This window comes from Jiangella rhizosphaerae (genome assembly GCF_003579925.1).
In the GTDB taxonomy this organism is placed as follows: domain Bacteria; phylum Actinomycetota; class Actinomycetes; order Jiangellales; family Jiangellaceae; genus Jiangella; species Jiangella rhizosphaerae.
Map to the genome: position 1 here is coordinate 39,074 of NZ_QUAL01000190.1, position 21,953 is coordinate 61,026.

Consider the following 21,953-nt stretch of genomic DNA (forward strand, 5'->3'; position numbering starts at 1 on the left):
CCGTCCGGCGGACAGTCGAGGTAGTGAGAGAGTCCGGAAGGAGTGGACGTCATGCGCGCACTCGTCGTCTATGAGTCCATGTTCGGCAACACCCAGAAGATCGCCGAGGCCATCGCCGACGGCCTGGCCGCGAACATGACCGTCGACGTCGTCGAGGTCGGCTCCGCGGGCACGTCCCTGGACGGCGTCGACCTGCTCGTCGTCGGTGGACCGACCCACGCGTTCAGCATGAGCCGCGAGTCCACCCGCAAGAGCGCAACGGAGCACGGCTCCGGCACGGTCGTGTCGAAGGCCGGCGGCATCCGCGAATGGATCGCGGACCTGCACGCCGGCAGCACCCCGTTCGCGACCTTCGACACCAAGGCCGACAAGCCCCACCTGCCCGGGTCCGCGGCCCACGCCGCGCGTCGGCACCTGCGCCACCGGGGTCTGCGTCCGTTCGCGGCGGCGACCAGCTTCTACGTGACCGACATGGAGGGCCCGCTCGCCGACGGCGAGGAGGAACGCGCCCGGCGCTGGGGTGAGCAGCTCGGCCTGGCCGCGACCTGATCCGCTGACGAGGCTGAGGAGGTGACCGCCGTGACCACGGACCCGCGCACGGGGATGACCATCCTCGACGAGGACACCTGCTGGAGCCTGCTGAGTTCCGCGCGCCTCGCGAGGGTGGCCATCGCCATCGCCGGCGACATCGAGGTGTTCCCGGTGAACATCGTGGTGGACGACCGCACCGTCGTCTTCCGCACCGGCGAGGGCACGAAGCTGGCCGCCGCGGTCATCGCCCCTCGGGTGGCGGTCGAGGCCGACGGCGCCGACCCGGCGACGGGCCGGGCCTGGAGCGTCGTCGTCAAGGGACGGGCGGAGCGGCTGGACCGGTTCGCCGACATCTACCGCGCCGAGGACCTGACGCTGCCCGACTGGACCGGACACCCGAAGCAGTGGTTCGTCCGGGTCTACGGCGACCAGATCGCCGGCCGGTCCTTCGAGACGGCGCCGACCTGACCTCGCCGCGGCGGCGCGAACCGGAGCGGGGTGCGCTCGACCAACACAACGTCAGCCGGCGACGAGACGACCACTGTCGCCCCGGCCTCGTACATCGAGCCGCACCGTGCACCACGACGATCGACACCGATGATCACCCCGAACGCCCCACTATGGCCGGCGCGCACGCCGGCGATGGCGTCCTCGACCACCGCGCACGTCGCGGGACGGGCGCCCAACCGGCGGGCCGCCTCCACAAACGGTGCGGGGTCGGGTTTGCCGGGCAGGCCGAGCCGCTCCAGGTCGTTGCCGTCGACGCGGACGTCGAACAGCTCGCCGACTCCGGCGGCACGAAGCACCTGGTCGCAGTGCCGGCTCGACGACACGGCGGCCGTCGGCACGTAGCGTCGCCGCAGCTCGCGCAGGACGGAAACGGTCTCCGGATAGGCCGTGACGCCCGTGCGCTCGACCGCCTCGACGAAGCGCCGGGTCTTCTCCTCGGCGAGGGAGGCGACGGTGTCGCCGTCACCGCTCTCCGGCAGACCGATGCCGCGGGCAGCGAGGAAGTCCCGCACGCCGTCGAGCCGCGGTTTGCCGTCGACGAACCGCAGATAGTCGGAGTCGGCGTCGAATCCGGGCAGCTGGAGGTCATGCTCCGAGCCATAGCGCCGGAGGAACCCGTCGAAGGTCGCCTTCCACGCGGTCGCGTGCACCCGCGCCGTGTCCGTCACGACCCCGTCGACGTCGAAGATCACGGCGTCGAGCAGGTCCAGGTAGAGGGTGGCGGTGGTCATCGCCCAGGCCTCTTGTCGCGGATCACCGTCACCGGGATCGGCATTCGCCGCAGGATGCTCCGGGCGGACGAGCCGAGCAGCATGCCGGTGACCCGTCCGTGTCCGCGCCCTCCGATGACGGCCAGATCCGCTCCGGCGGCGTACTCGGCCAGTGCCGGCGCCGGGTGCCCGTACTCGACCGCCGTGGTCACGTCCACCTCGGGGTATTTCGCCCGCCAGGAGCCCAGGGAGTCGGAGAAGATGCGGGCCGCGGCCTCCTCGTAGCGAGCCACGTCGGGGCGCAGCGGCCGGTCCGCCGGGTAGCCGAGGGGCAGCTCCATGGCGTGCACAGCGACGATCCGAGCACCCCGGTCGGCCGCAAGGGAGAAGGCGTACTCGACGGCGGCGTCACCAGGAGCCGAACCGTCGACGCCCAGCAGAATGCAGCGCCGCGGCCGGATCGGGGGCTTCCAGGCGTCAGGGACGACGGTCAGAGGCACCCGGGTGTGCGTGGCGCATGCCAGCGAGGTCGAGCCCATCACGAGCTCGGCGAGCTTGCCCAGCCCCTGCCGGCCGACCACGAGCATGGGCGAGCGCAGCGAGGCACGCAGCAGGATCCTCGGCGCCATGCCGAACCGCAAGGCCGTACGCACCTGCAGGTCGCCGTAGCCGCCGGCGGCCAGCCGGTCCAGGGCCTCGTCGAAGACGTCGTCGGCCAGCTCCTGCGGCGCGACGTCGAGCACGGCGAGGGAATGGGACTCTCCGGGGTGGGCGAAGACCAGCGTCAACCCACACCCACGTGTCCGTGCCTCGGCGGCGGCCCAGTCGAGCGCGATGAGCGCGCTCGGCGAACCGTCGAGACCGACCACGATCGGCCGGTTCGCCATCGCCGACGGTGCCGGTTGTTCAGCGGGAACGGATGCTGTCGTCATGACTCCAGCACACCTCTCGCCGCGGGTTCACGGCAGGGCAGCGTGGCCCCTCGCGGCGGGCCGAAGGTCCCGGCTCCGGTCGGCCAACGCCCCTGGGTGCTGGCCACCTGGCTGCGTAGCGTCGATAGTGGGGCCGGGCGTCCTGGCCACGGTCCCCTGACCGGTGAGGAGGACGTCATGGCCGCCATCAAGCACTGGACCGTCGACATCTACATCGGCGAGCACGACGACGGCAGCACCTATGCCGAGGCCCGTCTGATCACCCATGCCACGGCCGGTCTCCGTGCCACCGGGACTGCCCGGCTCAATCCGAGCGACGTCAACGTGCCGGAGATCGGTGACGAGCTGGCCACCGCCCGCGCGCTGCGCGTCCTCGCCGACGAGCTGCTCGGAACCGCGAGCGACGACATCGAGAACATCACGCACGAGCCCGTGCACCTGAAGCGGTGAGCACCATGCGAGTTCTGGTCTCCGAGGCAGCGCCCGGAGACGCCGTCGAGGTACTGGGACGCCTGCGTGCGGCGGGCCACACCGTCGTCACGTGCCGGGGCGGCGCGCGTTGCCCGCTCGCCGTCGACGGGACGTGTCCGCTGGCCGACGGGCTCGTCGACGTCGTCGTGCACGTCCGGGCCCGGCCGGGCGCGCTGAGCGATCACGACCGGCCGTTCCAGTGCGGCGTCGTCGCCGGTGTGCCGACGGTCCTGTGCGGATATCCCGCGGCGGAAGGCCCGTGGTCCCGCGCGGAGGCGCACTGTTCCCCCGCCGGCATCGTCGCGGCGGTCGGCAACGCAGCACGGCCCACGTCAGGTGCCGCCCGGAGGCGGGTCGAGAAGGCCGTCGCGGAGGTGCTGCGGCCCCACCGGCTGCCGCCCCCGCGTCGGGTCGACATCACCGTGGACCACAGCGTGGTCGGTGTCTCGTTGACCTTCGATCGGCGGCTGCCGGTCATCGTCCGTGAGCAGCTGCGGCCAGCCGTCAGGTCGGCGCTCGCGGCATTCAGCCCGTATTGGGCCTACGCCCGAGTGGCGGTCCTCGCCGACGTGCCGGCGACAGCAGGGCCTGGGGCGGGCCGGCCGGCCGAATGAGTCGATGGACGGAGATCACGTGCCGCGACGACGAGGCCGGCGGACCAGCCCGGTGCCCGGCCGTGTGCCGGAGGGTGGATCGACGCCATGTCATGGCCGCTGCGCGCCAAGAGCCAGGCGATCAGAGAGTTGGAGTTCCACATCTCACCTGCCTCGAGCTCGTCGCGTCCCCAGGTGGCGGTCGGGAATGCCCGCACGAGGGAGAGAACATGCCCCGCCCGGGTCGGATCGGCGCTGACGCGCCGAGGGCTGTCCACCGCTTCGCGGGCGTCCGGGATCATGCCGTCACGCCACATGCGCACCTCGTAGCGGAAGAAGCGACAACGGCCGAGCCACCGCAGGCCTACGGGTCCCTCGCTCACCGCCCCACGCTCAGGCGCCTCGATGCCCCACACGGGCGCCATCTCGATGGTGAACCGGTCGACTCCGAGGCGTACTTCCAGCGCCGCATGGTAGAGATCGCAGCGGTCGCGGTGTTCGAGACGAGCGGTGAGCGCCTCGAAGATGCGTCCGTTCGTGCGGACGCAGTGCGTGTTGTCGCCGGCGCCCAGCGGTAGCCAGTAGAGGTCGATGCTGGCGGGCGTGCGTGGCATCGGCATCGTGTTCACGGCCCGATCACCTCCCGCTTCCAGCCAACGACGGCCCGCGGGTCAGCGACAGGTGCGAAGGTCCCCAGGGTTCGGGACCGCCGGGGGACGTTGGTCATCCGTGGGCGCACGGTGGCAGGAAGAATGTCCGTCCTGCGCTCGGTCGCACCTCAGCCGAGTGCAGCGAGCACGAGGCAGACCGGCCCGCCGGTGATGTGTGCTGGTGCGATCGTGCTGAGCCTGCTGTTCTTCGGCGCCGCGCGACTGCTGGGCTTCACCGACCTGCCGCAGACCGCACCCGAGCTGTCGGCGTTCGTCGTCGCGCTCAACCTGTCCGTGCCGATGGCGGTCTGGATGAGGTTCCGCGGGATGGAGTGGCGGCCTCGCCTCGGTACGCGGATGCCGCACGGCGTGAGCGCTCGACGAGTTGAGCCCGGGTAGCCCTCACGCCGCCTCCGTCCCAGCCGCACGCTCGGCGTCCGCCACATGGCGGATCACCGCGAGCAGGCTGTCCGGCGTCACCGAGATGGAGTCGATGCCCGCCCGCACCAGCGTCCGCGCGAAGTCGGGATCGTCGCTGGGCCGCTGCCCGCACAGGCCGACAGGTGCGCCGGCCGCATGTGCCAGCTCGAGGAGCCGCCTGATGCTCCACTCGACGGCGGGGTCGCGCTCGTCGAACAGCGGCGCCAGCAGGTCGGAGTCGCGGTCGACGCCGAGCGTCAGCTGCGTGAGGTCGTTGCTGCCGATCGAGAAGCCGTCGAACAGCTCGGCGAACCGGGCGGCCAGGATGATGTTGGACGGGATCTCGGCCATCACGTAGACCTTCAGTCCGTTCTCGCCGCGCACCAGGCCCTCGTCCGCCATGGTGGCCAGGACCTGCCGCCCTTCGTCCGGTGTGCGGCAGAACGGGATCATCACGATGACGTTCCGCAGGCCCATGGCGTCGCGCACGCGGCGGATCGCGCGGCATTCCAGCGCGAAGCCGTCGCGGTAGCCGGGTGCGTAGTAGCGGCTGGCGCCGCGCCAGCCGAGCATGGGGTTCTCCTCGGACGGCTCGAACCCGGCGCCCCCGACGAGCGTGGCGTACTCGTTGGTCTTGAAGTCGCTCATGCGCACGACGACGGGCTCCGGCCAGTGAGCGGCGGCGATCCGGCCGATGCCGTCGGCCAGCCGGTCGACGAAGTAGTCAGCAGGTGTAGCGCTGCCCCGGGTGATCCGCTCCACCCGCTGCCGCGTGGCGGAGTCGAGCCATTCCGGATGAGCCAAGGCCATCGGATGCACCTTGATGTGATTGGCCACCAGGAACTCCATCCGCAGCAAGCCCACGCCCGCGGCGGGCAGCCGCCACCACCGGAACGCCGCGGCGGGATCGGCGACGTTGAGCATGACGCGGGTGCGCGTCGCCGGAATCGCCGTGAGGTCGAGGTCTTCGGCGCTGTACGCGAGCCTTCCGCGGTAGACGTGGCCACGGTCGCCCTCGGCACAGGAGACGGTGACGCCGTCGCCGTCGGCGAGAACGGTGGTGGCCGAGCCGGTGCCGACGACGGCGGGCACGCCGAGCTCGCGGCTGACGATCGCCGCGTGCGACGTACGCCCGCCGTGGTCGGTGACGATGGCCGCGGCCTTCTTCATGATCGGTTCCCAGTCCGGGTCGGTGACGCCGGTGACGAGAACGCCGCCGTCGGGGAACGCGTCGATGTCGGCCGCACTGGACAGCTTGCACACCACGCCGGCGCCGATCGCGTCGCCGACGGCCAGCCCGCTCACGACGGGCTCGGCCTCCTCGCGGAGCCGGAAAGTCCGCATCGTCGTCGTGTGCCGCCGGGTCTGCACGGTCTCCGGGCGGGCCTGGACGACGAACAGCTCGCCGGTCCGGCCGTCCTTGGCCCACTCGACGTCGACGGCCGTGCCGTAGTGGTGTTCGATCGCGACCACCCAGCGTGCGATCCGGAGGATCTCGTCGGTGGTGAGCACCCAGGCGTCGCGTTCCTCGACGCTCGTCGCGGTGGCGGTGGTGCCGCCGGTGGCGCGGTAGACGACCTTCTGCTCCTTGCGGCCCTTGGCCCGCGAGATCACCGGGCGGATGCCCGGCTGATCCAACAGCGGCTTGAAGACGACGTACTCGTCCGGGTCGACGGCCCCGCTGACGACGGACTCGCCCAAGCCCCACGCCGCGTTGACCAGGACGACGCGTGGGAATCCGGTCTCGGTGTCCAAGGAGAACGCGGTCCCGGCACCGGCACGGTCGGCGCCGGCCATGACCTGCACACCGACGGACAGAGCCACGTCGAGGTCACCGAAGCCGAGGTCGCGCCGGTAGTTGATCGCGCGGTCGGTGAAGAGGGAAGCGAAGCAGCGCTGGCAGGCCGCGACGACGGCATCGAGGCCGCGGACATTGAGGAAGCTCTCCTGCTGCCCGGCGAAGCTCGCCTCGGGGAGATCCTCGGCGGTCGCGCTGCTGCGGACGGCGACGGCCGGCTCGTCCTCGCCCGCATCGGCAGCGAGGCCGGCGTAGAACGCGGCGATCTCGGCCACCAGCTCGCCCGGCATGCGCCCCTGACGGATGAGCGTGCGGATTCGCTCGCCCACCTCGGCCAGCGGACTGCCGTCGTCGAGCCGGCGAAGCTCGGCGGCGATCCGGGCGGGCAGGTCGTTGGCGTCCAGGAAGGCGCGGTAGGCATCGGCGGTGACCGCGAAACCGGGCGGCACGGGCACGCCGGCGTGGGCCAGGTGCCGGGTCAGCTCGCCCAGCGACGCGTTCTTGCCACCGACCAGGGCGACATCTCCACGCCCGAGGGTGTCGAACGGCACGACGAGGGTGGTGTTCATGACGGCTCCAGTCGTTGTTCCGGAATCATGGCGATGGCTCCGGCCGGGCACTCGGCGGCGCACAGGCCGCAGCCCTTGCAGTACTCCAGATCGATCTCGTACCGCCGGCCGGGGCCGAGCTTGATGACGGCGTTGTCGGGGCAGACGCTGTAGCAGTTGTCGCATTCGAAGCAGCCGCCGCAGGACAGGCAGCGGCGCGCCTCGAACAGGGCGGTGGCCGCGTCCAGGCCGGCGACCACCTCGTCGAAGGTGGAGGTGCGGCGCGCCGCCTCGAGCTTCGAACGGTGTTGCCGTGGCGCGTCGGTGTAGTACCAGGGGTTGAGCCCCTCGAACGCCGCCTCCACCACCGGCGCGGACGCCTCCACGGCCGTCTCGCGCAGCCAGGCGTCGATGGCCTGTGCCGCACGGCGGCCGTGGCCGATGGCGCTGGTGACGGTGCGGTCGCCGGAGATGGCGTCGCCGCCTGCGAACACGCCGGGCAGGCCGGTCATGAAGGCGCCGTCGACGACGATGCGGCCGTGCGCCGTCGCGACCGACGGCGTGTGCGAGACCAGGCCGAGGTCGCTGTCCTGCCCGAGCGCAAGCACGACGGCGTCCGCGTCGAGCTCGTCGAACTCGCCGGTCGGCTGCGGGAACCCGGACTCGTCGAGCCGCATCCGCTCGACGGTGACCCGGCCCTCGTCGGCCTGGGCGATGGTGGACAGCCAGCGCAACCGCACGCCCTCCTCCTCGGCCTCGGTGACCTCGGACTCGTGTGCGGGCATCCGGTCGCGGGTGCGCCGGTAGACGATGAGGGCGTCAGCCGCGCCGAGGCGGCGGGCGGTGCGGGCGACGTCGACGGCGGTGTTGCCGCCGCCGTACACGGCGACCCGCCGCCCGAGCAGCGGCGGCGCGCCGCCGGCCGTCCGCCGCAGGACGGAGAGCGCGTCGAGGATGTGGGCGGAATCACCGGCCGGCACGTAGGTCCGGTGGCTGAGCTGGGCGCCGACGGCGAGGAACACCGCGTCGAAGCCCTCGGCGTCGCGGATGTCGGCCACGTCGCCGACCCGGGTGTTCAGCTCCAGCGTCACGCCGAGCTCCACGATGCGCCGGATCTCGGCGTCGAGGACGTCGCGCGGCAGCCGGTAGGCCGGGATGCCGAAGCGCATCATCCCCCCGGGTTCGGGACCGGAGTCGCGGATCGTCACGTCGTGCCCTAGCAGCCGCAGATGGTAGGCGGCGGCCAGGCCGGCCGGACCGGCACCGACCACGAGCACCCGCCGCCCGGTCGCCTCACCGGCGGACACCGTCCAACCGGCCCTGATGGCCTCGTCACCGAGGAAGCGCTCGACCGAGTTGATGCCGACGGTCTCGTCGAGCTGCCCGCGGTTGCAGGCGGTCTCACACGGCCGGTAGCAGACCCGGCCCATGATCGCCGGGAACGGGTTGACACTCATGATCTCCCGCCAGGCGGCCTCGTAGTCGCCGTCCTGGGCGAGGTGCAGCCACTCGCGGACGTTCTCGCCCGCGGGGCAGGCGGCGGCGCACGGCGGGAACAGGTCGCGGTAGACGGGACGCTCGACGCGCCAGGCGCCGGTGCGGTTCGTCCGGCTCGACGCCGAGCCGAGCGTGATGGCGAACGGCGTGTCCATCAGGACACCTCCTCCGGTGCGGATTCGGCCAGCAGGCCGTACCGGGTGATGTTGCGGTCGGCCTGGGCCTGGATGCGGGCGATCACGTCCGTCCGCTCGCGTGGCCGGAACAGATGGGCGTAGCGGCTCTGCCGTCGCAGGTACTCCTCGACGGCAACGTGGTGGCGGATCCGCGTGACAGCGGTGACCTCGCCATGCTCGGCTTCGAAGACGGGGAACAGCCCGCTCTGCGTGGCCAGCCGGGCCAGCCGGATGGTGTCGTGCGCCTCACTGCCCCAGCCGAGCGGGCAGGGCACCAGCACGTGCAGGTACCGCGCACCGCGCAGGTCCATGGCGCGGGTCACCTTGTACTCCAGGTCGCGCAGGTCCGCGACGGTGGCCGTCGCGACGTACGGGATCTCGTGTGCCATCGCGACGGCCGGGACGTTCTTGCCCTGGCCGAACACGTTGCCCGGCTCCGGGCCCACGGCCTGGGTGGTGGCGGTGCGGGCGGCCGGCGGCGTGGCGCCGGAGCGCTGCACGCCGGTGTTCATGTAGGCCTCGTTGTCATAGCAGACGTAGAGGACGTCGTCGTTCCGCTCGAACATCCCGGACAGGCAGCCGAAGCCGATGTCGACGGTGCCGCCGTCGCCGCCCTGGCCCAGCACGCGCACGTCGGTGCGGCCCTGGGCGCGCAGCGCCGCGGCCACGCCCGTGGCGACCGCGGGTGCGTTGCCGAACAGGGAGTGCAGCCATGGCAGCTGCCACGCGCTCTCCGGGTACGGCGTCGAGAAGACCTCGAGGCAGCCGGTGGCGTTGACGGCGATCAGCCGGTTGGCGGTGGCCCGCAGGGCGGCGTCCACCACCCACCGTGCGGCGAGGGCCTCGCCGCAGCCGCGACAGGCACGGTGGCCGCACGTCAGGGCGTCGGCGCGGTCCGGCCGCGCCTGGCCGGCCCGCAGCTCCGCGGCGAGCAGCCGGTTGCCGGCCACGAGGCTGCCGGTCTGCCGGTACGGAATCTGTTCCACAGGCATTGCCGACACTCCCTTCAGCGGGGACGTGCGAGCTCGCGCTCGACGAGCCTCAGGTCGAGGTCGAGGAAGGTCAGCGATTCGACACGGCCGCCGTGCGCGTCCACGAGGGCCCGGCGCAGCGACGCGCGGGTGATCGGGCGGCCGCCGAGGCCGGCGACGACGGTGACGCACTCGGCGCCGGCGACGGCGCCCCGGACATCGGCGGTGACGATGCCGCCGGTGCCGGCCGAGAACGCCCGCTCCAGCACCACCACGCGACGGGCGTTCGTCAGTGCGGCACGCACCGCGTCGAACGGGAACGGCCGGTACGTGGTGATCCCCAGCACGCCGATGCGCAGGCCGTCGTCACGGAGCTCGTCGACGACGTCCTTCAGGGTGCCGAGCACTGAGCCGAGCGCGACCACGACGGTCTCGGCGTCGTCGGTGCGATAGGGCCGGACGAGTCCGCCGGTGGCGCGACCGAACGACTCGGCGAAACCGAGGGCGACCGCCGGGATCGCGTCGAGTGCGCGCAGCTGGTTGACGTGAGCGAGGTAGCGCACCTCGGTGAAGGCCTCCGGGCCGACCATCGCACCGATGGTCACCGGGTCGGATGGATCGAGGAACTGCCGCGGCCGGTACGGTGGCAGGAAGTCGTCGACGTCGTTCTGGCCGGGTAGGTCGACCTCTTCGAACGCGTGCGTGAGCACGAAGCCGTCCATGCAGACCATGACCGGCACCGACAGCCGCTCGGCGACCGCGAAGGCCTGGATGTGCAGGTCCGCCGCCTCCTGGTTGTCCTCCGCGTAGAGCTGGATCCAGCCGGCGTCGCGCATGACCATCGAGTCGCTGTGGTCGTTCCAGATGTTGATCGGCGCGCCGATGGCCCGGTTCGCGATCGTCATGACGATCGGCAGGCCGAGCCCGGCGGCGTTGTGGACCGCCTCGGCCATGTACAGCAGTCCCTGGCTCGCCGTCGCCGTGTATGCCCGGGCGCCGGTGGCCGACGCACCGATCGCGACGGACATGGCGGCGAACTCGGACTCGACGTTGATGAACTCGCACGGCGCGAGCGCGCCGGACTTCACCGTCGCGCTCAGCGCTTCGACGATGTGGGTCTGCGGCGAGATCGGGTAGGCGCAGATCACCTCCGGCCGGCACGCGGCAACGGCCGCCGCGACGGCCTGCGATCCCTCGATCTGCCTAAGCATGAGCTGCACTCCCCTGATCGGAACGGACCAGCTCGTACGCCTCCGTGGCGGCCGCGATGTTCCCCTCGACCAGCCCGTTGCCGAACCGGCCACGGATGGCCGCAACGACGGAGTCGATCGACACGACGCCGGTCAGCGCCGCGAACGCACCGAGCAGGGCCGCGTTCGGCACCGGGCGGCCGATGTGCCGCTGGGCCAGGTCACTAGCGGGCACGGTGACGAGGTGTCCTCGCGGATACCACCGTGTCCGCTCGGTGAGCCCGAGCTCGGCCGGCCCGGCGGCGGCGTTCAGCAGGGCGTAACCGTCGCTCTTCAGCCCGGCGAAGACGTCGACACCTTCGAGCAGCGTGGTGTCCTGGACGATGATGGCGTCCGGGTCCATGACCGGCTCGCGCAACCGGATCGCCACGTCGGCGATCCGGCAGAACGCCATGACGGGCGCTCCGGTGCGCTCGGAGCCGAAGCTCGGGAACGCCTGGGCGTGCCGGCCCTCGGCGAAGGCGGCGACGGACAGCAACTCGGCCGCCGTCACCACGCCCTGCCCGCCGCGTCCGTGGATGCGCACCTGGAACATGGAGCCGGACATCGCTGCCGCCATTCCGTCACAGCCGGTCGGCCACGTATGCGGTGAGATCGGCGAGCTGCGCCGTGTAGCCCCACTCGTTGTCGTACCAGCCGAACACCTTCACCAGCTCGCCATTGGCCTCGGTGAGACTGGAGTCGAACAGGCAGGCGGCGGAGTCGCCGATGACGTCCCGGGACACGATCGGCCGCGTCACGTAGGCGAGCCGGCCCGCCAGCGGACCGGTCCCGGCCGCGAGCTGGAAGGCCTCATTGACCTCGGCCCGGGTGACCTCACGGCCGAGCACGACGGCGAGGTCGACCAGCGAGCCGTCCTCGACCGGCACCCGCAGCGCGACACCGTCGAGCCGCCCGGCCAGCTGTGGGATCACGACGCCGACGGAGCGGGCCGCACCCGTGCTGGTCGGGATGATGTTGACGGCGGCCGAGCGGGCCCGGCGCAGGTCCTTGTGCGGGCCGTCCAGCAGCCGCTGGTCGCCGGTGTAGCCGTGCACGGTCGTCATGAAGCCCTTGACGATCCCGAACGCGTCGTGCAGGACCTTCACCATCGGGGCGACGCAGTTCGTCGTGCAGGAGGCGTTGGAGACGACGTCGTGGAGCTCGGGGTCGTAGACCTGTTCGTTCACGCCCATGACGATGGTCGCGTCGACGCCCTTGCCCGGAGCGGAGACGAGCACCTTGCGGGCACCGGCCTTGAGGTGGCCGGCGGCGTCGTCGCGAGTCCGGAACCTGCCGGTCGACTCGATGACGATGTCGACGCCGAGGTCGCCCCACGGCAGCCGGGCCGGCTCGGGTTCGGCGAGGACGGCGACCCGCCGCCCGCCGACGAGCAGCGCCGGGCCGTCGGTCTCGACCTCCTCGGGCAGCCGGCCGTACGTGGAGTCGAAGGCCAGCAGGTGGGCCAGCGTGCCGACGTCCGCGACGTCGTTGACGGCCACCACCTCGATCCCTTGCTCCAGCACGGCGCGAAGGTAGGTGCGCCCGATGCGGCCGAAGCCGTTGATGCCGACTCGTACAGTCATGATCCGCCTCCGGGTTCGGTCCGTTCTCATGACCAGCCTTCGCCGCGGCCGCCGCCGCCCACAGAGACGAAGGTCCCGCCGAGCCGGGCCGTGCGGCAGGACCTGCGGCTCTACCCCGTCGGCCGGCGGCGGAGGGACGGTGAATGTGACGACAGCGCCGAGAGCTGCGCCGTCCCGGAGATCGGAGGCCGACGATGTGGAACGTGCTCCAAGCGACGGACCGGCCGGTCGTGGTCGGCATCGATGGCCGCCCGGACAGCGAGCCCGCCCTGCTTTGGGCGATGGGTGCCGCTCGGGCGCACCGGGTGCCACTGCGGATCGTGCTGGTCGCGGACGCACCCGAGTTGCAGCGGTACGTGCCCTACCGGCCGCCCGAGAACGGCGAGACGTTCATGATCCCGGCACACCCCGTCCGGCACCCGTCGGACGACGACCTCGACCGCGCGCTCGCGATCGCCAGGCGGCGGCTGCCATCCGGGTCCGTCACCGGACGGCGCGCACCCGGCTCCGCCGCTACCGCGCTGATCGAGGACTCCGCCGACGCCGCCGTGCTCGTCGTGGGCACCCGCCGGCGCGGCCCGGTCGCGGCCGCGACGCTCGGATCGGTGAGCGCGACGGTCGCCGCCCACGCACGGTGCCCGGTGGTCGTCGTCGGGACCGAGCCACTCGCTTCCACCGCGGACCTGCCCGTGGTGGCGGGCATCGCCGACGACCGGGCCGCCGACGGCGTGCTCGACTTCGCCTTCCGCGAGGCGCTCGCGCGCCGAGTCCCGCTCAACGTCATCCACGCCGCCCGGCCGGACCTCGGCGAGGCACGCCATCCCGGCGATTTCTTCGGAGGGATGGTACCGGCGTTGGGCGCGCGGCTGGCGAACTACGCATCCCGGTATCCGGGGGTGCCGGTGACGTCCCACCTGTCCACATCCGACGCCGCCGAGGACCTGGCCGCGGCCAGCGCGCGAGCCCAGCTGGTGGTCGTCGGGTCACGCGGCCGGGGCAGGGTGTCCGGCCTGGTTCTCGGCTCGGTCGGCCAGCGGCTGCTGCACGATGCGCACAGCCCCGTCGCCGTCGTCCATCCGACCCGCGTGCGGACACCGCGGAGGGCGGTCGTACGGCCCGCCGATAGCGGGACCGAAGGCCCTGTCCGCGCCGCCGCCGGCGGCGAAGAGTGAGAGTGACGCCCACCAGCCAGGAGAGCGAAAACCCCGGAGCGTTGGAGATGACGGCCGAAGAGCCGCGAACACACCATCGCCGCGATGGGTCAGCTCCGGCGGGATCACACCGGCTGGCGGGCGCCCTACGACCTTCGATCTCGGCCAACGGAGGCGATGACGGTGATCATGCTGGAGGGCACGCGTGCTCAGCGACGGGCTGCGCCCTGCAGGGCGAGACGGAGCTACATGATCGCGCGACGCGACCTGGCCGAGCAGTCCGCAGCGGTGGTGCGGACGGAGCTCCCGGCCGAGGAGCTCGGCGGCTGGCTCACCGTCGCCCACCACGTCGTCACCCAGTATCTACGCAGCCGGAGGGCCCAGCCCGCCGGCCCGCCGTTCGCCCGGATCAGCGTCGTCGACGGCATCGCGGTGGTGGAAGCCGGCTTCCCCGTCGATGGCGAGATCGAGGGCGACGGGTACGTCGAACCGTGGGCACTGCCGAGCGGACCCGCCGCCGTCACGACGCATCTCGGCCCTTACGAGGCGCTCGAGCCGACGGGCGGCGGGACGCCGGTGGCCGCCGGTAACTGCATGGCGCGGGACGAAGATCCGTGAGGAGGACCCTCGATGCTGACCTACGCGATCACGATGCGCGAGCTCACCACGCAGCCCACAGCGGTCGTGCGGACTGAGGTCACGGCCGAGGACATGCCCGGCTGGCTGACGATCGCCTATCACGCCGTCCTCGAGTACCTGCGGAACTACGGTGCCCATCCCACCGGTCCGCCGTTCGCGCTGTTCAGGTTCCTGGGTGACACCGTCGCCGTCGAGGCGGGGTTTCCCGTCTACCGGGAGATCGAGGGCGACGGATTCGTCGAGCCGTCCACATTGCCCGGCGGCCCGGCCGCCGTCACCACGCACCTGGGCCGGTATGAGGACCTCGAGGCCGCCTACCGGGCCGTGCGCGAGTGGGTCGCCGCACACGGTTACCAGTCGGCCGGCCCGCAGTGGGAGGTCTACTACACCGATCCGACCGCTGAAGCGAACCCCGAGCGGTGGCGCACCGACGTCGTGCTGCCGTGCCGCCCGGCCGGCGGCCGCGAATGAGGGGGTGAGTCATGTCCCGCAGGACGCTGGTGGCGTCCATCGCCGCCGTCATGATCGGGGTGCTGGCGATCGTCGCCGGTCTCGTCGCCGTGCTCCGCGACGGCGGCGGCGATGCCGGTCCGGTGTCGCGTCCGCCGTCCGCCACACCGGAGGAACGACCCGCCGTCGCTCCGCTGACGGGTCTGCCGGCCGGCACGGACCTGGACCACCCGGCCGTCGCGATCAAGGTGTCCGACGTCCGCCACGCCCACCCACAGGTGGGCGTCGATCATGCGGACATCGTGTTCGCCGAGCCGATCGGTGTCTCCTACACGCGGCTGGCCGCTGTCTCCCACTCCACCATGCCCGAGCTGGTCGGACCGGTCCGCTCGGTGCGACCCGCCGACGCCCCGCTGCTGGGCCCCCTCGCCGCGGTGTTCGGCAACACCATGGGCGCCGGCTGGGTGATGGACTATGTCGACTCCGTCGCCGATCTCGACGATCTGGGCACGCTGCGCGCCGGCGACTCGGACGCCTACGTCATCGACTCCGACCGGCCGGCACCGGACCACGTGTTCGCCCGGCCGGCCGCGCTGCTGGAGCTCTCGGACCGGACCGCGCCGCCGTCGCCGTACTTCGCTTACGCGGCCGGCGGCGCGCCCAGCTCGGCCGAGGCGGGCGGCGGGCCGGGATCGGCCATCGAGATCTCCTACGGGCCGACCTGGCAGGTAGCGTGGACCTACGACGCGGCGAGCGGGACGTACCTGCGCGACGAACCGTGGGGTTCGCACGTGATGGCTGGCGGCACCGGCATCAGCGCGGTCAACGTCCTGGTGCTCGACGTCACCGCCACCGTCGGCAAGATCGGCACCGGCAGCGGCGCTCCCGTGCCGATCCTCGACCTCGTCGACGCCTCCGGGCGGTTCCAGGCCTTCGCCGGCGGGGCGTCGGTCACCGGCACGTGGTCCAAGGGCGACGTGAACGAGCCGTTCCAGTTCCGAACCGACGCCGGCGACGAACTCCTCCTCGAGCCCGGGAACACCTGGGTCGAGCTGCCACCGGCGTTCCGGGGTTGAGTGCGCTCGGCACGCCAGCCGTGCCGGGCGGCGCCGTGCGGTGGCTCACGTGGCGAAGAGGCCGAGAACGTGCCCTTCCGGGTCGGTGATCATGGCGAACTCACCGATGTCGCGGATCTTCATCGGCTCGACGACCGTCTTGCCGCCCAGCTGCTCCGCGCGCCGCAGTGTGTCGTCGAGACTGTCGACGGACACGTAGACGGTGACGTAGGGCGGAACATCCTCCGGCAGTCGGCTCCTCTCATCGCGCGAGCGCGACGTCGTCGTGCTCGCCGTTCGCTTGGTGCAGGGGTACCGGGATCACGACGACCGGGCATGCGGCGTGGCGGACGCAGTACTCGCTGGTGGACCCCATGACGGCGCTGTACATGCGCCCATGTCCGTGGCTTCCCACCACCAGGAGATCGGCCCGGTGCGCGGCCTCGACCAGCACCGGTCCGGGCGGACCCTCGACGAGCTCCATGGCGACCGGTGTGCTGCCGCCTCCGGGGATGACCCGGGCCACGACCTCGGACTGCGCCCGGCGGGCGGAGTCCTCGTCGGCCAGCGGCAGGATCGGCGTTCCTCCGGTGTCCAGGTGGCTCGCGGTCCAGGCGGTCACGATCTCCACCGTGGCGCCGAGCCGGTGCCCGATGCGCTCGGCCCAGGCGAGGGCGCGGTCGGAAGCGACCGACCCGTCCACGCCCACGATGATCAGAGGCTGTTCCCGCGTGTCCATGGCTCTCTCCTCTGCCGATCTCGTCCTACGAGACCAGCCTCGCGTCGCCTGCCCGAGGTCGACAGAGGCCATGGTCGGCGATGCAGGACCGATGGTCCTCTCGGTCGTGACCTGCGGCCCTGTCAGCGGTTCGCCGCCCGCAGGAGGCTGGTCGCGGAGCCGTTCACGGGGGACGGCTCGGACACGAGGAAGGCGTCTCATGAGTGAGCGACGGTACGCGGGCAGGGTGGCGCTGGTCACCGGTGCCGGATCCGGCATCGGGCAGGCGGTGGCCGTGCAGCTGGCGTCCGAGGGCGCTGTGGTGGTCGGCTGCGACGTGGACTCCGACGGCTTGGACCTGACGACCAAGCAGATCGAGGACGACGGACACCACGCCATCATGATCATCGCCGACATCACCGACCAGGCAGACGTCGACCGCGTCGTCGCAGCGCTGCCCGGCGGCCGCATCGACCTGCTGGCCAACGTGGCCGGCATCATGGACCACTTCGTCCCGGTCACCGAGCTCGACGACGCGCTGTGGGACCGCGTGCTGGCGGTCAACCTCACCGGCCCGATGCGGCTGTGCCGCGCCGTCATCCCGCGCACGCGTGTCGCGGGGGCGGGCTCGATCGTCAACGTCTCCTCGATCGGCGGCCTGACCGGCGCCGTCGCCGGCTCGGCGTACGTCGCCTCGAAGCACGGGCTGATCGGATTGACGCGCTCGATCGCCAACCTCTACGCCGACGACGGCATCCGGGCCACCGCCGTGTGCCCCGGTGGCGTCGCGACAGGGATCGGCGCGACGGCCGCCCCGACGGTGCCATGGGCCTACCAGCGGCTCGAGCGCTCCTTCGGCCGCATCACCCGCATGGCGCAACCCGACGAGATCGCGACGCTGATCTGCTGGCTCGGCTCCGACGAGGCGGTCAACGTCAACGGAGCCGTGGTGACGTCGGACGGCGGCTGGACCTCCTGACCTCGGACCGGTCACCGCAAACGGCGAAGGAACGGGTCCCACGACGGCCACGGCTCGACCCGCACGCGGGCGTCGACGACCACCATGCCATCGGGCCGGGCGATGACCGGGTTCAGGTCGATCTCGGCGATCTCAGGATGCTCGATCGCCAGCCGCGCCAGGCGGACGAGCAGCTCCTCCAGGCCGGCGAGGTCGACGGACGGGTGGCTGCGGTATCCCCGCAGGACGGCGGCGATCCGCGGCGCCCGCACCAGCTCGGCCGCGTCGACGTCCGTCAACGGCGCCAGCCGGGCGGCGCGGTCGGCGAGGACGTCGGTCGTCACGCCGCCGGAACCGAAGACCACGAGCGGTCCGAAGGTGGGTTCCTGCACGACACCGGCCAGTACCTCGACACCGTCGGCCGCCATGCGCTGCACCAGCACGCCACGGAGCCCGTCGCCGAAACGATCGGACATCTCACGAAAGGCGCTGCGGATCTCCCGATCGGTCGCGAGACCGAGCGCCACCGCACCGGCATCGGACTTGTGCACCACCCCGGCGACGTCCGCCTTCAGTGCCACCGCTCCCCCAAGGTCGGCGGCGGCCCGCGCGGCGGCGTCCTCTGTCGTGACCCGGCGCCAGTCCACCATCGGGATGCCGTAACACCCCACCAGCTCCAACGCGGCGGCCGTCTCCAGCCAGTCTCCACCGGGCCGGCCGGCCAACGCCTCGTCGACGATCCGGGCGGCGCGTGTCTGGTCGAGGCCGGTGAGAACGGGCTCCCGGCCTTCGGGACGGGTCAGCCAGCTCGCGTGGTCGGCCGCTCGGCGCAAGGCCCACGCGGCGGCCTCCGGCCCGGCGTACCAGGGCACGCCGTGTCGCATCAGCACGGTCTCGGCCTGGTCGATGGCCACCGCCGCGATGGGCTTCCCGGCGACGGGCCGGACACCGGCGGCCGGGTCGCTGACCGCCGTCGGGACCGTGACCGCGACGACGGCGTCGACCTCCTCGGCCGCGGCCACCAGATCGACGCACCGCCCGAACAGCTCGGCCGGCACGGCGGCCGTCGTGTCGACCGGCCCGGCGCAGGCGGCCCCGGCGGGGAGCAATGACCGTAGTCGTCGCTGCGTCTCGTCGGCCAGGGCCGCAACGGACAGGCCGGCGTCGGTGCAGGCGTCGGCCGCGAGCACCCCGGCGCCACCGGCGTTCGACACGACGGCGACCCGGTACCCGGCCGGCAGCGGCTGGTGACCGATGAGCGCGATGGTGTCGACCAGTTCGTTCAGTGTGGTCGTCGTGATGACGCCGGCTTGGCGGAACAGCGCCTCCCGGGTGGCCGCGGGCGTGGCGGTTGCGGCCGTGTGGGACACGGCGGCGCGCTGGCCCGCGTCGGAGCGGCCGGCCAGCACCGTCAGCAGTGGCATCGTGCGCGCGAGGCGCCGCGCCACGCGCGAGAACTTGCGCGGGTTGCCGAACGACTCCAGGTACAGGATCCCGAACCGGGTGGCGCCGTCGGACTCCCACCAGCGCATCAGGTCGTTGCCGCTGATGTCGTACTTGTCACCGACCGAGACGAACGACGACATGCCGAGCTCCAGCCTGTCCAGGTGTTCGAGCAGGGCGATCCCGACACCGCCGGACTGCACGACGATGCCGGCGTGGCCGGGCCGCGGCCGGCGGGCGCCGAAGGTCAGATCCAGCTTCGCCGTCGTGTCGGCGATACCGAAGCAGTTCGGCCCGACCAGCCGCATGCCGTGCCGGCGACAGGTCGCGAGCAGCTCCGCTCCGGCCGAGGCGTCGAAGCCCGAGGTCACCACGACGAGCGCGCGGACCCCTCGCGCGCCGCACTGCTCGGCCACTCCGCCCACCGCCGGCGCCGGTACGGCGACGACGGCCAGGTCCGGCGTCTGCGGCACGTCGAGCACGCTCGGGTAGCAGTCCACCCCGGCGACGGCCGTCGCCTTCGGGTTGACGGCGTACAACCGTCCCGGGAAGCCGGCCGCTCGCGCGTTGCGCAGGATCAGGTGACCGACGGAGCGCTCGTCGCGACCGGCGCCGATGACGGCCACGGTCGCCGGGCGCAGCAGCGGACGCAGGCTCTCCACGTCGGACAGCCGCTCCCGCTCGGCCACGGCGTCCAGGTACCGGTCGTCGACGTCCAACGGCACGGTGAGGGTGATCACGCCTGCCTCGGCGACGCCGGTCGCGTGCAGGCCGGCGTCGGCGAAGAGCTGCAGGATGGCCCGGTTCTGGCCGAGCACCTCGGCGCGGAACGCCGTCACGCCGTGAGCCCGGGCGCGGGAGGCGAGATGTTCGACGAGCAGGGTCCCGACGCCGCGATGGTGCAGGTCGTCCCCCACCACGATGGCGATCTCGGCAACGCCGTCGCGGTCAGGCGGCTCATGGTGGGCCACGCCGACGATGCGCCCGTCCAGGCAGGCCACCAGGGCGTGACCGGCGACCTCAGGAGCGACGCAGATGCGCTCGGCGATATCCAGGGGCATCCGGGGGTTCGTGCCGAAGAACCTCAGATAGTGACTCTCCGGCGACATGCGCCGGTGCAGGTCGACGACGCCGGCGAGGTCGGCGGCGGACGCGACCCGGATCTCCACCGTTCGACCGTCGGTGAGCAGGGCGTACGTGGAGCTGGTGTCCGCAGGTGCCGTCATCGGGTCCTCCCGGGTCGCTGGTTGCGACGCTAGACCTGCGGCCATCGACCGTGGTCGGGCCGAAAGTCCCCGGTTCACGGGCTTCGGCCTCTACGGCCGGCGTCGTCGGGGACGGACGCTGGAGGTATGCGGAACCACGCGAAACCAGTGCCAGCGGTGCGGCGGTTGCTCGTCGTCTGCGCCCATCCGTACGACGCGACGTTCGCGCTCGGCGGCGTGATCGGCGCCTTCGCCGACGCCGGGACGTCGGTGCACATCCTGTGCCTGACCCACGGGCGCGGCCCCGACCCGAGCCCGCGCTGCCGGCTCGACCGGGCACGCGACCTCGGCCGTGCCGTCCGGCGGCTCGGCGCCGAGGACGTCATGCTGCTGGACCATTCCCCAGGCACGCTCGGCACCGCGAACCTGGACGAGCTGGCCGACGAGATCCAGGAGGCCGCGGCCGCCGCCGACGCGCTGCTTGTCGTGGACGCCACCGGCCGCGATGCCCACCCCGACCACGTGCGGACCATGCGGGCGGCGTATCGCGCCGCCACCGCCACAGGCACCGTCCTCTACGCCTGGACGCTGCGCCCGGCCGAGCCGGGAGTCGGTCGCCCGGTTCTGGTGGTCGACGCCGACCGCGCCCGTCAACGCGCGGCCATCGCCTGCCACACCGGCCTTCCGGCCGACGATCCGCTGCGCAGCCGGTGGATGCGGCACCAGGACCCGACCGAGCGGCTGGTCGTGCTCAGGGCCGAGCGGATGCTCGCGCCCGCGAACCGGCCGCCGGCCGTCGGCGAAGAGGGAGACGATCACGATGACGACACGACCACCGATCACCCAGCTGGGGCTCGACACCGGCAAGAAGGCGCGGCTGCACCGCATCCTGTTCGAGCACGGACTGCGTAACGGGACCGCGCTGTTCCTCCCCTACGACCAGGGGCTGGAGCACGGGCCGCGCGACTTCTTCGCCAACCCGGCCGCCACCGACCCCTCCTACATCATGCGGCTCGCCCGCGAGGGCGAGTTCAACGGCATCGCCATCCAGATCGGCCTGGCGGAGAAGTTCTACTGGGACTACGCCGGTGAGATCCCGCTGATCCTCAAGCTCAACGGCAAGACCGACATCCCGTCCGACGCCGAGGCGCTCTCCCCCGTCCACGCGACGGTGGAGGACGCGGTCCGGCTGGGCGCGGACGCGGTCGGCTACACGCTGTACGTGGGCACGCCGGTCCAGGACCGCGACTTCGCGCAGTACCGCGTGATCCGGGCCGACGCGCAGCGGCTGGGCATGCCGCTCATCGTCTGGGCGTACCCGCGAGGCTCGGCGATCGAGGCCAAGGGCGGCAAGGACTCCTTCTACGCCGTCGACTACGCCGCGCGCGCGGCCAGCGAGCTCGGCGCGGACGTCGTCAAGGTCAACTTCCCGCATCCGGAGCAGCGCACCGGAGTCAAGCCCGAGTACGACGTCGACGTCGCCTCGCAGGCCGCGATCGACGCGGTGGTGCGGTCGGCCGGCCGGACCCTCGTCCTCGTCTCGGGCGGCACCCGCGCCGGCGACGACGCCATGCTCGACAAGGCTCGCCAGACGATGGACGCGGGCGGCACCGGCCTCATCTTCGGCCGCAACGTCTGGCAGCGGGGCCACGACGAGTCCCTGCGCTTCGTCGACCGGCTCAAGGACGTCCTCGCCAAGTACCCGAGCTGAT

The 21,953-nt window shown here is 72.2% G+C and carries 24 protein-coding genes; 12 read left to right on the plus strand and 12 right to left on the minus strand.

The window, feature by feature from the left end; all coding sequences use genetic code 11:
* Positions 1 to 51: 51 nt before the first annotated feature.
* The gene (locus tag DY240_RS21695) at positions 52 to 549 is read left to right on the plus strand and encodes a flavodoxin family protein (RefSeq protein WP_119661983.1); all 498 of its coding nucleotides are present in this window, start codon (positions 52 to 54) and stop codon (positions 547 to 549) included.
* A gap of 30 nt (positions 550 to 579) precedes the next feature.
* Positions 580 to 999 (plus strand): pyridoxamine 5'-phosphate oxidase family protein, encoded by a 420-nt coding sequence (locus DY240_RS21700; RefSeq protein ID WP_147375427.1) that lies wholly within the window; start codon positions 580 to 582, stop codon positions 997 to 999.
* On the opposite strand, the gene DY240_RS21705 is transcribed toward DY240_RS21700, so the two are convergent.
* Together DY240_RS21705 and DY240_RS21710 are read right to left on the minus strand one after the other, a co-directional pair.
* The gene (locus DY240_RS21705) at positions 951 to 1,772 is read right to left on the minus strand and encodes an HAD family hydrolase (protein WP_119661927.1); all 822 of its coding nucleotides are present in this window, start codon (positions 1,770 to 1,772) and stop codon (positions 951 to 953) included. The genes DY240_RS21700 and DY240_RS21705 overlap by 49 nt on opposite strands.
* Positions 1,769 to 2,683 (minus strand): universal stress protein, encoded by a 915-nt coding sequence (locus tag DY240_RS21710; RefSeq protein WP_119661928.1) that lies wholly within the window; start codon positions 2,681 to 2,683, stop codon positions 1,769 to 1,771. Before DY240_RS21710 ends, DY240_RS21705 begins: the two co-directional genes overlap by 4 nt.
* Positions 2,684 to 2,860: 177 nt before the next feature.
* Here DY240_RS21710 and DY240_RS21715 point away from each other — a divergent pair, with 177 nt between their 5' ends.
* Together DY240_RS21715 and DY240_RS21720 are read left to right on the plus strand one after the other, a co-directional pair.
* Positions 2,861 to 3,133, plus strand: coding sequence for a DUF1876 domain-containing protein (locus tag DY240_RS21715; RefSeq protein WP_119661929.1), 273 nt, complete (start codon positions 2,861 to 2,863; stop codon positions 3,131 to 3,133).
* A gap of 5 nt (positions 3,134 to 3,138) precedes the next feature.
* A complete protein-coding gene (locus DY240_RS21720; protein WP_147375428.1) occupies positions 3,139 to 3,768 on the plus strand; it encodes a hypothetical protein in 630 nt (209 codons plus the stop codon).
* Here DY240_RS21720 and DY240_RS21725 read toward each other — a convergent pair.
* Positions 3,696 to 4,367: a hypothetical protein gene (locus tag DY240_RS21725; protein WP_407659370.1), complete on the minus strand. Its 672-nt coding sequence runs from the start codon at positions 4,365 to 4,367 to the stop codon at positions 3,696 to 3,698. The genes DY240_RS21720 and DY240_RS21725 overlap by 73 nt on opposite strands.
* Before the next feature lie 219 nt (positions 4,368 to 4,586).
* On the opposite strand from DY240_RS21725, the gene DY240_RS21730 reads away from it, so the two are divergent.
* Positions 4,587 to 4,796 (plus strand): hypothetical protein, encoded by a 210-nt coding sequence (locus tag DY240_RS21730; RefSeq protein ID WP_147375429.1) that lies wholly within the window; start codon positions 4,587 to 4,589, stop codon positions 4,794 to 4,796.
* A 3-nt stretch (positions 4,797 to 4,799) separates the two neighbouring features.
* Here DY240_RS21730 and ppsA read toward each other — a convergent pair whose 3' ends face one another.
* The 6 genes from ppsA to gap are packed head-to-tail and all read right to left on the minus strand — an operon-like array spanning position 4,800 to position 12,622.
* Entirely contained in the window at positions 4,800 to 7,184 is a 2,385-nt protein-coding gene (gene ppsA / locus DY240_RS21735) for a phosphoenolpyruvate synthase (RefSeq protein ID WP_119661932.1), read from the minus strand.
* Positions 7,181 to 8,815 (minus strand): NAD(P)-binding protein, encoded by a 1,635-nt coding sequence (locus tag DY240_RS21740; protein ID WP_199702007.1) that lies wholly within the window; start codon positions 8,813 to 8,815, stop codon positions 7,181 to 7,183. The genes ppsA and DY240_RS21740 overlap by 4 nt, the downstream gene beginning before the upstream one ends.
* Positions 8,815 to 9,828: a thiamine pyrophosphate-dependent enzyme gene (locus tag DY240_RS21745; protein WP_119661934.1), complete on the minus strand. Its 1,014-nt coding sequence runs from the start codon at positions 9,826 to 9,828 to the stop codon at positions 8,815 to 8,817. The genes DY240_RS21740 and DY240_RS21745 overlap by 1 nt, the downstream gene beginning before the upstream one ends.
* Positions 9,829 to 9,842: 14 nt before the next feature.
* Positions 9,843 to 11,018 (minus strand): transketolase C-terminal domain-containing protein, encoded by a 1,176-nt coding sequence (locus DY240_RS21750; RefSeq protein ID WP_119661984.1) that lies wholly within the window; start codon positions 11,016 to 11,018, stop codon positions 9,843 to 9,845.
* Complete coding sequence (locus DY240_RS21755) at positions 11,011 to 11,592, minus strand: 2-oxoacid:acceptor oxidoreductase family protein (RefSeq protein ID WP_119661985.1); 582 nt, start codon at positions 11,590 to 11,592, stop codon at positions 11,011 to 11,013. The genes DY240_RS21750 and DY240_RS21755 overlap by 8 nt, the downstream gene beginning before the upstream one ends.
* 28 nt (positions 11,593 to 11,620) lie before the next feature.
* On the minus strand, positions 11,621 to 12,622 hold the full coding sequence (gene gap, locus DY240_RS21760) for a type I glyceraldehyde-3-phosphate dehydrogenase (RefSeq protein ID WP_119661935.1): 1,002 nt from the start codon (positions 12,620 to 12,622) through the stop codon (positions 11,621 to 11,623).
* 203 nt (positions 12,623 to 12,825) lie between these two features.
* Between gap and DY240_RS21765 the strand changes: the two genes are divergently transcribed.
* From DY240_RS21765 to DY240_RS21780, 4 genes are all read left to right on the plus strand, one after another.
* Positions 12,826 to 13,794: a universal stress protein gene (locus DY240_RS21765; protein WP_158602935.1), complete on the plus strand. Its 969-nt coding sequence runs from the start codon at positions 12,826 to 12,828 to the stop codon at positions 13,792 to 13,794.
* Between the two features lie 228 nt (positions 13,795 to 14,022).
* Complete coding sequence (locus tag DY240_RS21770; RefSeq protein ID WP_119661937.1) at positions 14,023 to 14,391, plus strand: hypothetical protein; 369 nt, start codon at positions 14,023 to 14,025, stop codon at positions 14,389 to 14,391.
* Positions 14,392 to 14,403: 12 nt separating this feature from the next.
* Positions 14,404 to 14,883, plus strand: a complete 480-nt coding sequence (locus DY240_RS21775) for a GyrI-like domain-containing protein (RefSeq protein ID WP_119661938.1) — start codon at positions 14,404 to 14,406, stop codon at positions 14,881 to 14,883.
* 11 nt (positions 14,884 to 14,894) lie between these two features.
* Positions 14,895 to 15,938: a DUF3048 domain-containing protein gene (locus tag DY240_RS21780; RefSeq protein WP_119661939.1), complete on the plus strand. Its 1,044-nt coding sequence runs from the start codon at positions 14,895 to 14,897 to the stop codon at positions 15,936 to 15,938.
* A gap of 45 nt (positions 15,939 to 15,983) precedes the next feature.
* Here DY240_RS21780 and DY240_RS32175 read toward each other — a convergent pair whose 3' ends face one another.
* Positions 15,984 to 16,133 (minus strand): VOC family protein, encoded by a 150-nt coding sequence (locus DY240_RS32175; RefSeq protein WP_158602936.1) that lies wholly within the window; start codon positions 16,131 to 16,133, stop codon positions 15,984 to 15,986.
* Positions 16,134 to 16,179: 46 nt separating this feature from the next.
* Positions 16,180 to 16,656, minus strand: coding sequence for a universal stress protein (locus tag DY240_RS32180; protein WP_158602937.1), 477 nt, complete (start codon positions 16,654 to 16,656; stop codon positions 16,180 to 16,182).
* 199 nt (positions 16,657 to 16,855) lie between these two features.
* Between DY240_RS32180 and DY240_RS21790 the strand changes: the two genes are divergently transcribed.
* Positions 16,856 to 17,614, plus strand: coding sequence for an SDR family NAD(P)-dependent oxidoreductase (locus DY240_RS21790; protein WP_158602938.1), 759 nt, complete (start codon positions 16,856 to 16,858; stop codon positions 17,612 to 17,614).
* A gap of 11 nt (positions 17,615 to 17,625) precedes the next feature.
* Here the strand turns inward: DY240_RS21790 and DY240_RS21795 are convergent, their stop codons facing one another.
* Positions 17,626 to 20,262, minus strand: coding sequence for a bifunctional acetate--CoA ligase family protein/GNAT family N-acetyltransferase (locus DY240_RS21795; RefSeq protein WP_119661941.1), 2,637 nt, complete (start codon positions 20,260 to 20,262; stop codon positions 17,626 to 17,628).
* A 156-nt stretch (positions 20,263 to 20,418) separates the two neighbouring features.
* Here DY240_RS21795 and DY240_RS21800 point away from each other — a divergent pair, with 156 nt between their 5' ends.
* On the plus strand, positions 20,419 to 21,153 hold the full coding sequence (locus DY240_RS21800; RefSeq protein ID WP_158602939.1) for a PIG-L deacetylase family protein: 735 nt from the start codon (positions 20,419 to 20,421) through the stop codon (positions 21,151 to 21,153).
* Positions 21,062 to 21,952 carry a class I fructose-bisphosphate aldolase gene (locus tag DY240_RS21805; RefSeq protein ID WP_119661943.1) on the plus strand — a complete coding sequence of 297 codons (891 nt, stop codon included), beginning with the start codon at positions 21,062 to 21,064 and terminating at the stop codon, positions 21,950 to 21,952. The genes DY240_RS21800 and DY240_RS21805 overlap by 92 nt, the downstream gene beginning before the upstream one ends.
* Position 21,953: the final 1 nt, after the last annotated feature.

What these genes read in the sequence shown, in the direction of transcription:
- DY240_RS21695 (WP_119661983.1), top strand. Translation starts at nt 52, where the DNA reads ATGCGCGCACTCGTCGTCTATGAGTCCATGTTCGGCAACACCCAGAAG.
- DY240_RS21705 (WP_119661927.1), bottom strand. Translation starts at nt 1,772, where the DNA reads ATGACCACCGCCACCCTCTACCTGGACCTGCTCGACGCCGTGATCTTC.
- DY240_RS21710 (WP_119661928.1), bottom strand. Translation starts at nt 2,683, where the DNA reads ATGACGACAGCATCCGTTCCCGCTGAACAACCGGCACCGTCGGCGATG.
- DY240_RS21715 (WP_119661929.1), top strand. Translation starts at nt 2,861, where the DNA reads ATGGCCGCCATCAAGCACTGGACCGTCGACATCTACATCGGCGAGCAC.
- DY240_RS21720 (WP_147375428.1), top strand. Translation starts at nt 3,139, where the DNA reads ATGCGAGTTCTGGTCTCCGAGGCAGCGCCCGGAGACGCCGTCGAGGTA.
- DY240_RS21725 (WP_407659370.1), bottom strand. Translation starts at nt 4,367, where the DNA reads ATGCCGATGCCACGCACGCCCGCCAGCATCGACCTCTACTGGCTACCG.
- ppsA (WP_119661932.1), bottom strand. Translation starts at nt 7,184, where the DNA reads ATGAACACCACCCTCGTCGTGCCGTTCGACACCCTCGGGCGTGGAGAT.
- DY240_RS21740 (WP_199702007.1), bottom strand. Translation starts at nt 8,815, where the DNA reads ATGGACACGCCGTTCGCCATCACGCTCGGCTCGGCGTCGAGCCGGACG.
- DY240_RS21745 (WP_119661934.1), bottom strand. Translation starts at nt 9,828, where the DNA reads ATGCCTGTGGAACAGATTCCGTACCGGCAGACCGGCAGCCTCGTGGCC.
- DY240_RS21750 (WP_119661984.1), bottom strand. Translation starts at nt 11,018, where the DNA reads ATGCTTAGGCAGATCGAGGGATCGCAGGCCGTCGCGGCGGCCGTTGCC.
- DY240_RS21755 (WP_119661985.1), bottom strand. Translation starts at nt 11,592, where the DNA reads ATGTTCCAGGTGCGCATCCACGGACGCGGCGGGCAGGGCGTGGTGACG.
- gap (WP_119661935.1), bottom strand. Translation starts at nt 12,622, where the DNA reads ATGACTGTACGAGTCGGCATCAACGGCTTCGGCCGCATCGGGCGCACC.
- DY240_RS21770 (WP_119661937.1), top strand. Translation starts at nt 14,023, where the DNA reads ATGATCGCGCGACGCGACCTGGCCGAGCAGTCCGCAGCGGTGGTGCGG.
- DY240_RS21775 (WP_119661938.1), top strand. Translation starts at nt 14,404, where the DNA reads ATGCTGACCTACGCGATCACGATGCGCGAGCTCACCACGCAGCCCACA.
- DY240_RS21780 (WP_119661939.1), top strand. Translation starts at nt 14,895, where the DNA reads ATGTCCCGCAGGACGCTGGTGGCGTCCATCGCCGCCGTCATGATCGGG.
- DY240_RS32180 (WP_158602937.1), bottom strand. Translation starts at nt 16,656, where the DNA reads ATGGACACGCGGGAACAGCCTCTGATCATCGTGGGCGTGGACGGGTCG.
- DY240_RS21790 (WP_158602938.1), top strand. Translation starts at nt 16,856, where the DNA reads ATGAGTGAGCGACGGTACGCGGGCAGGGTGGCGCTGGTCACCGGTGCC.
- DY240_RS21795 (WP_119661941.1), bottom strand. Translation starts at nt 20,262, where the DNA reads ATGACGGCACCTGCGGACACCAGCTCCACGTACGCCCTGCTCACCGAC.
- DY240_RS21805 (WP_119661943.1), top strand. Translation starts at nt 21,062, where the DNA reads ATGACGACACGACCACCGATCACCCAGCTGGGGCTCGACACCGGCAAG.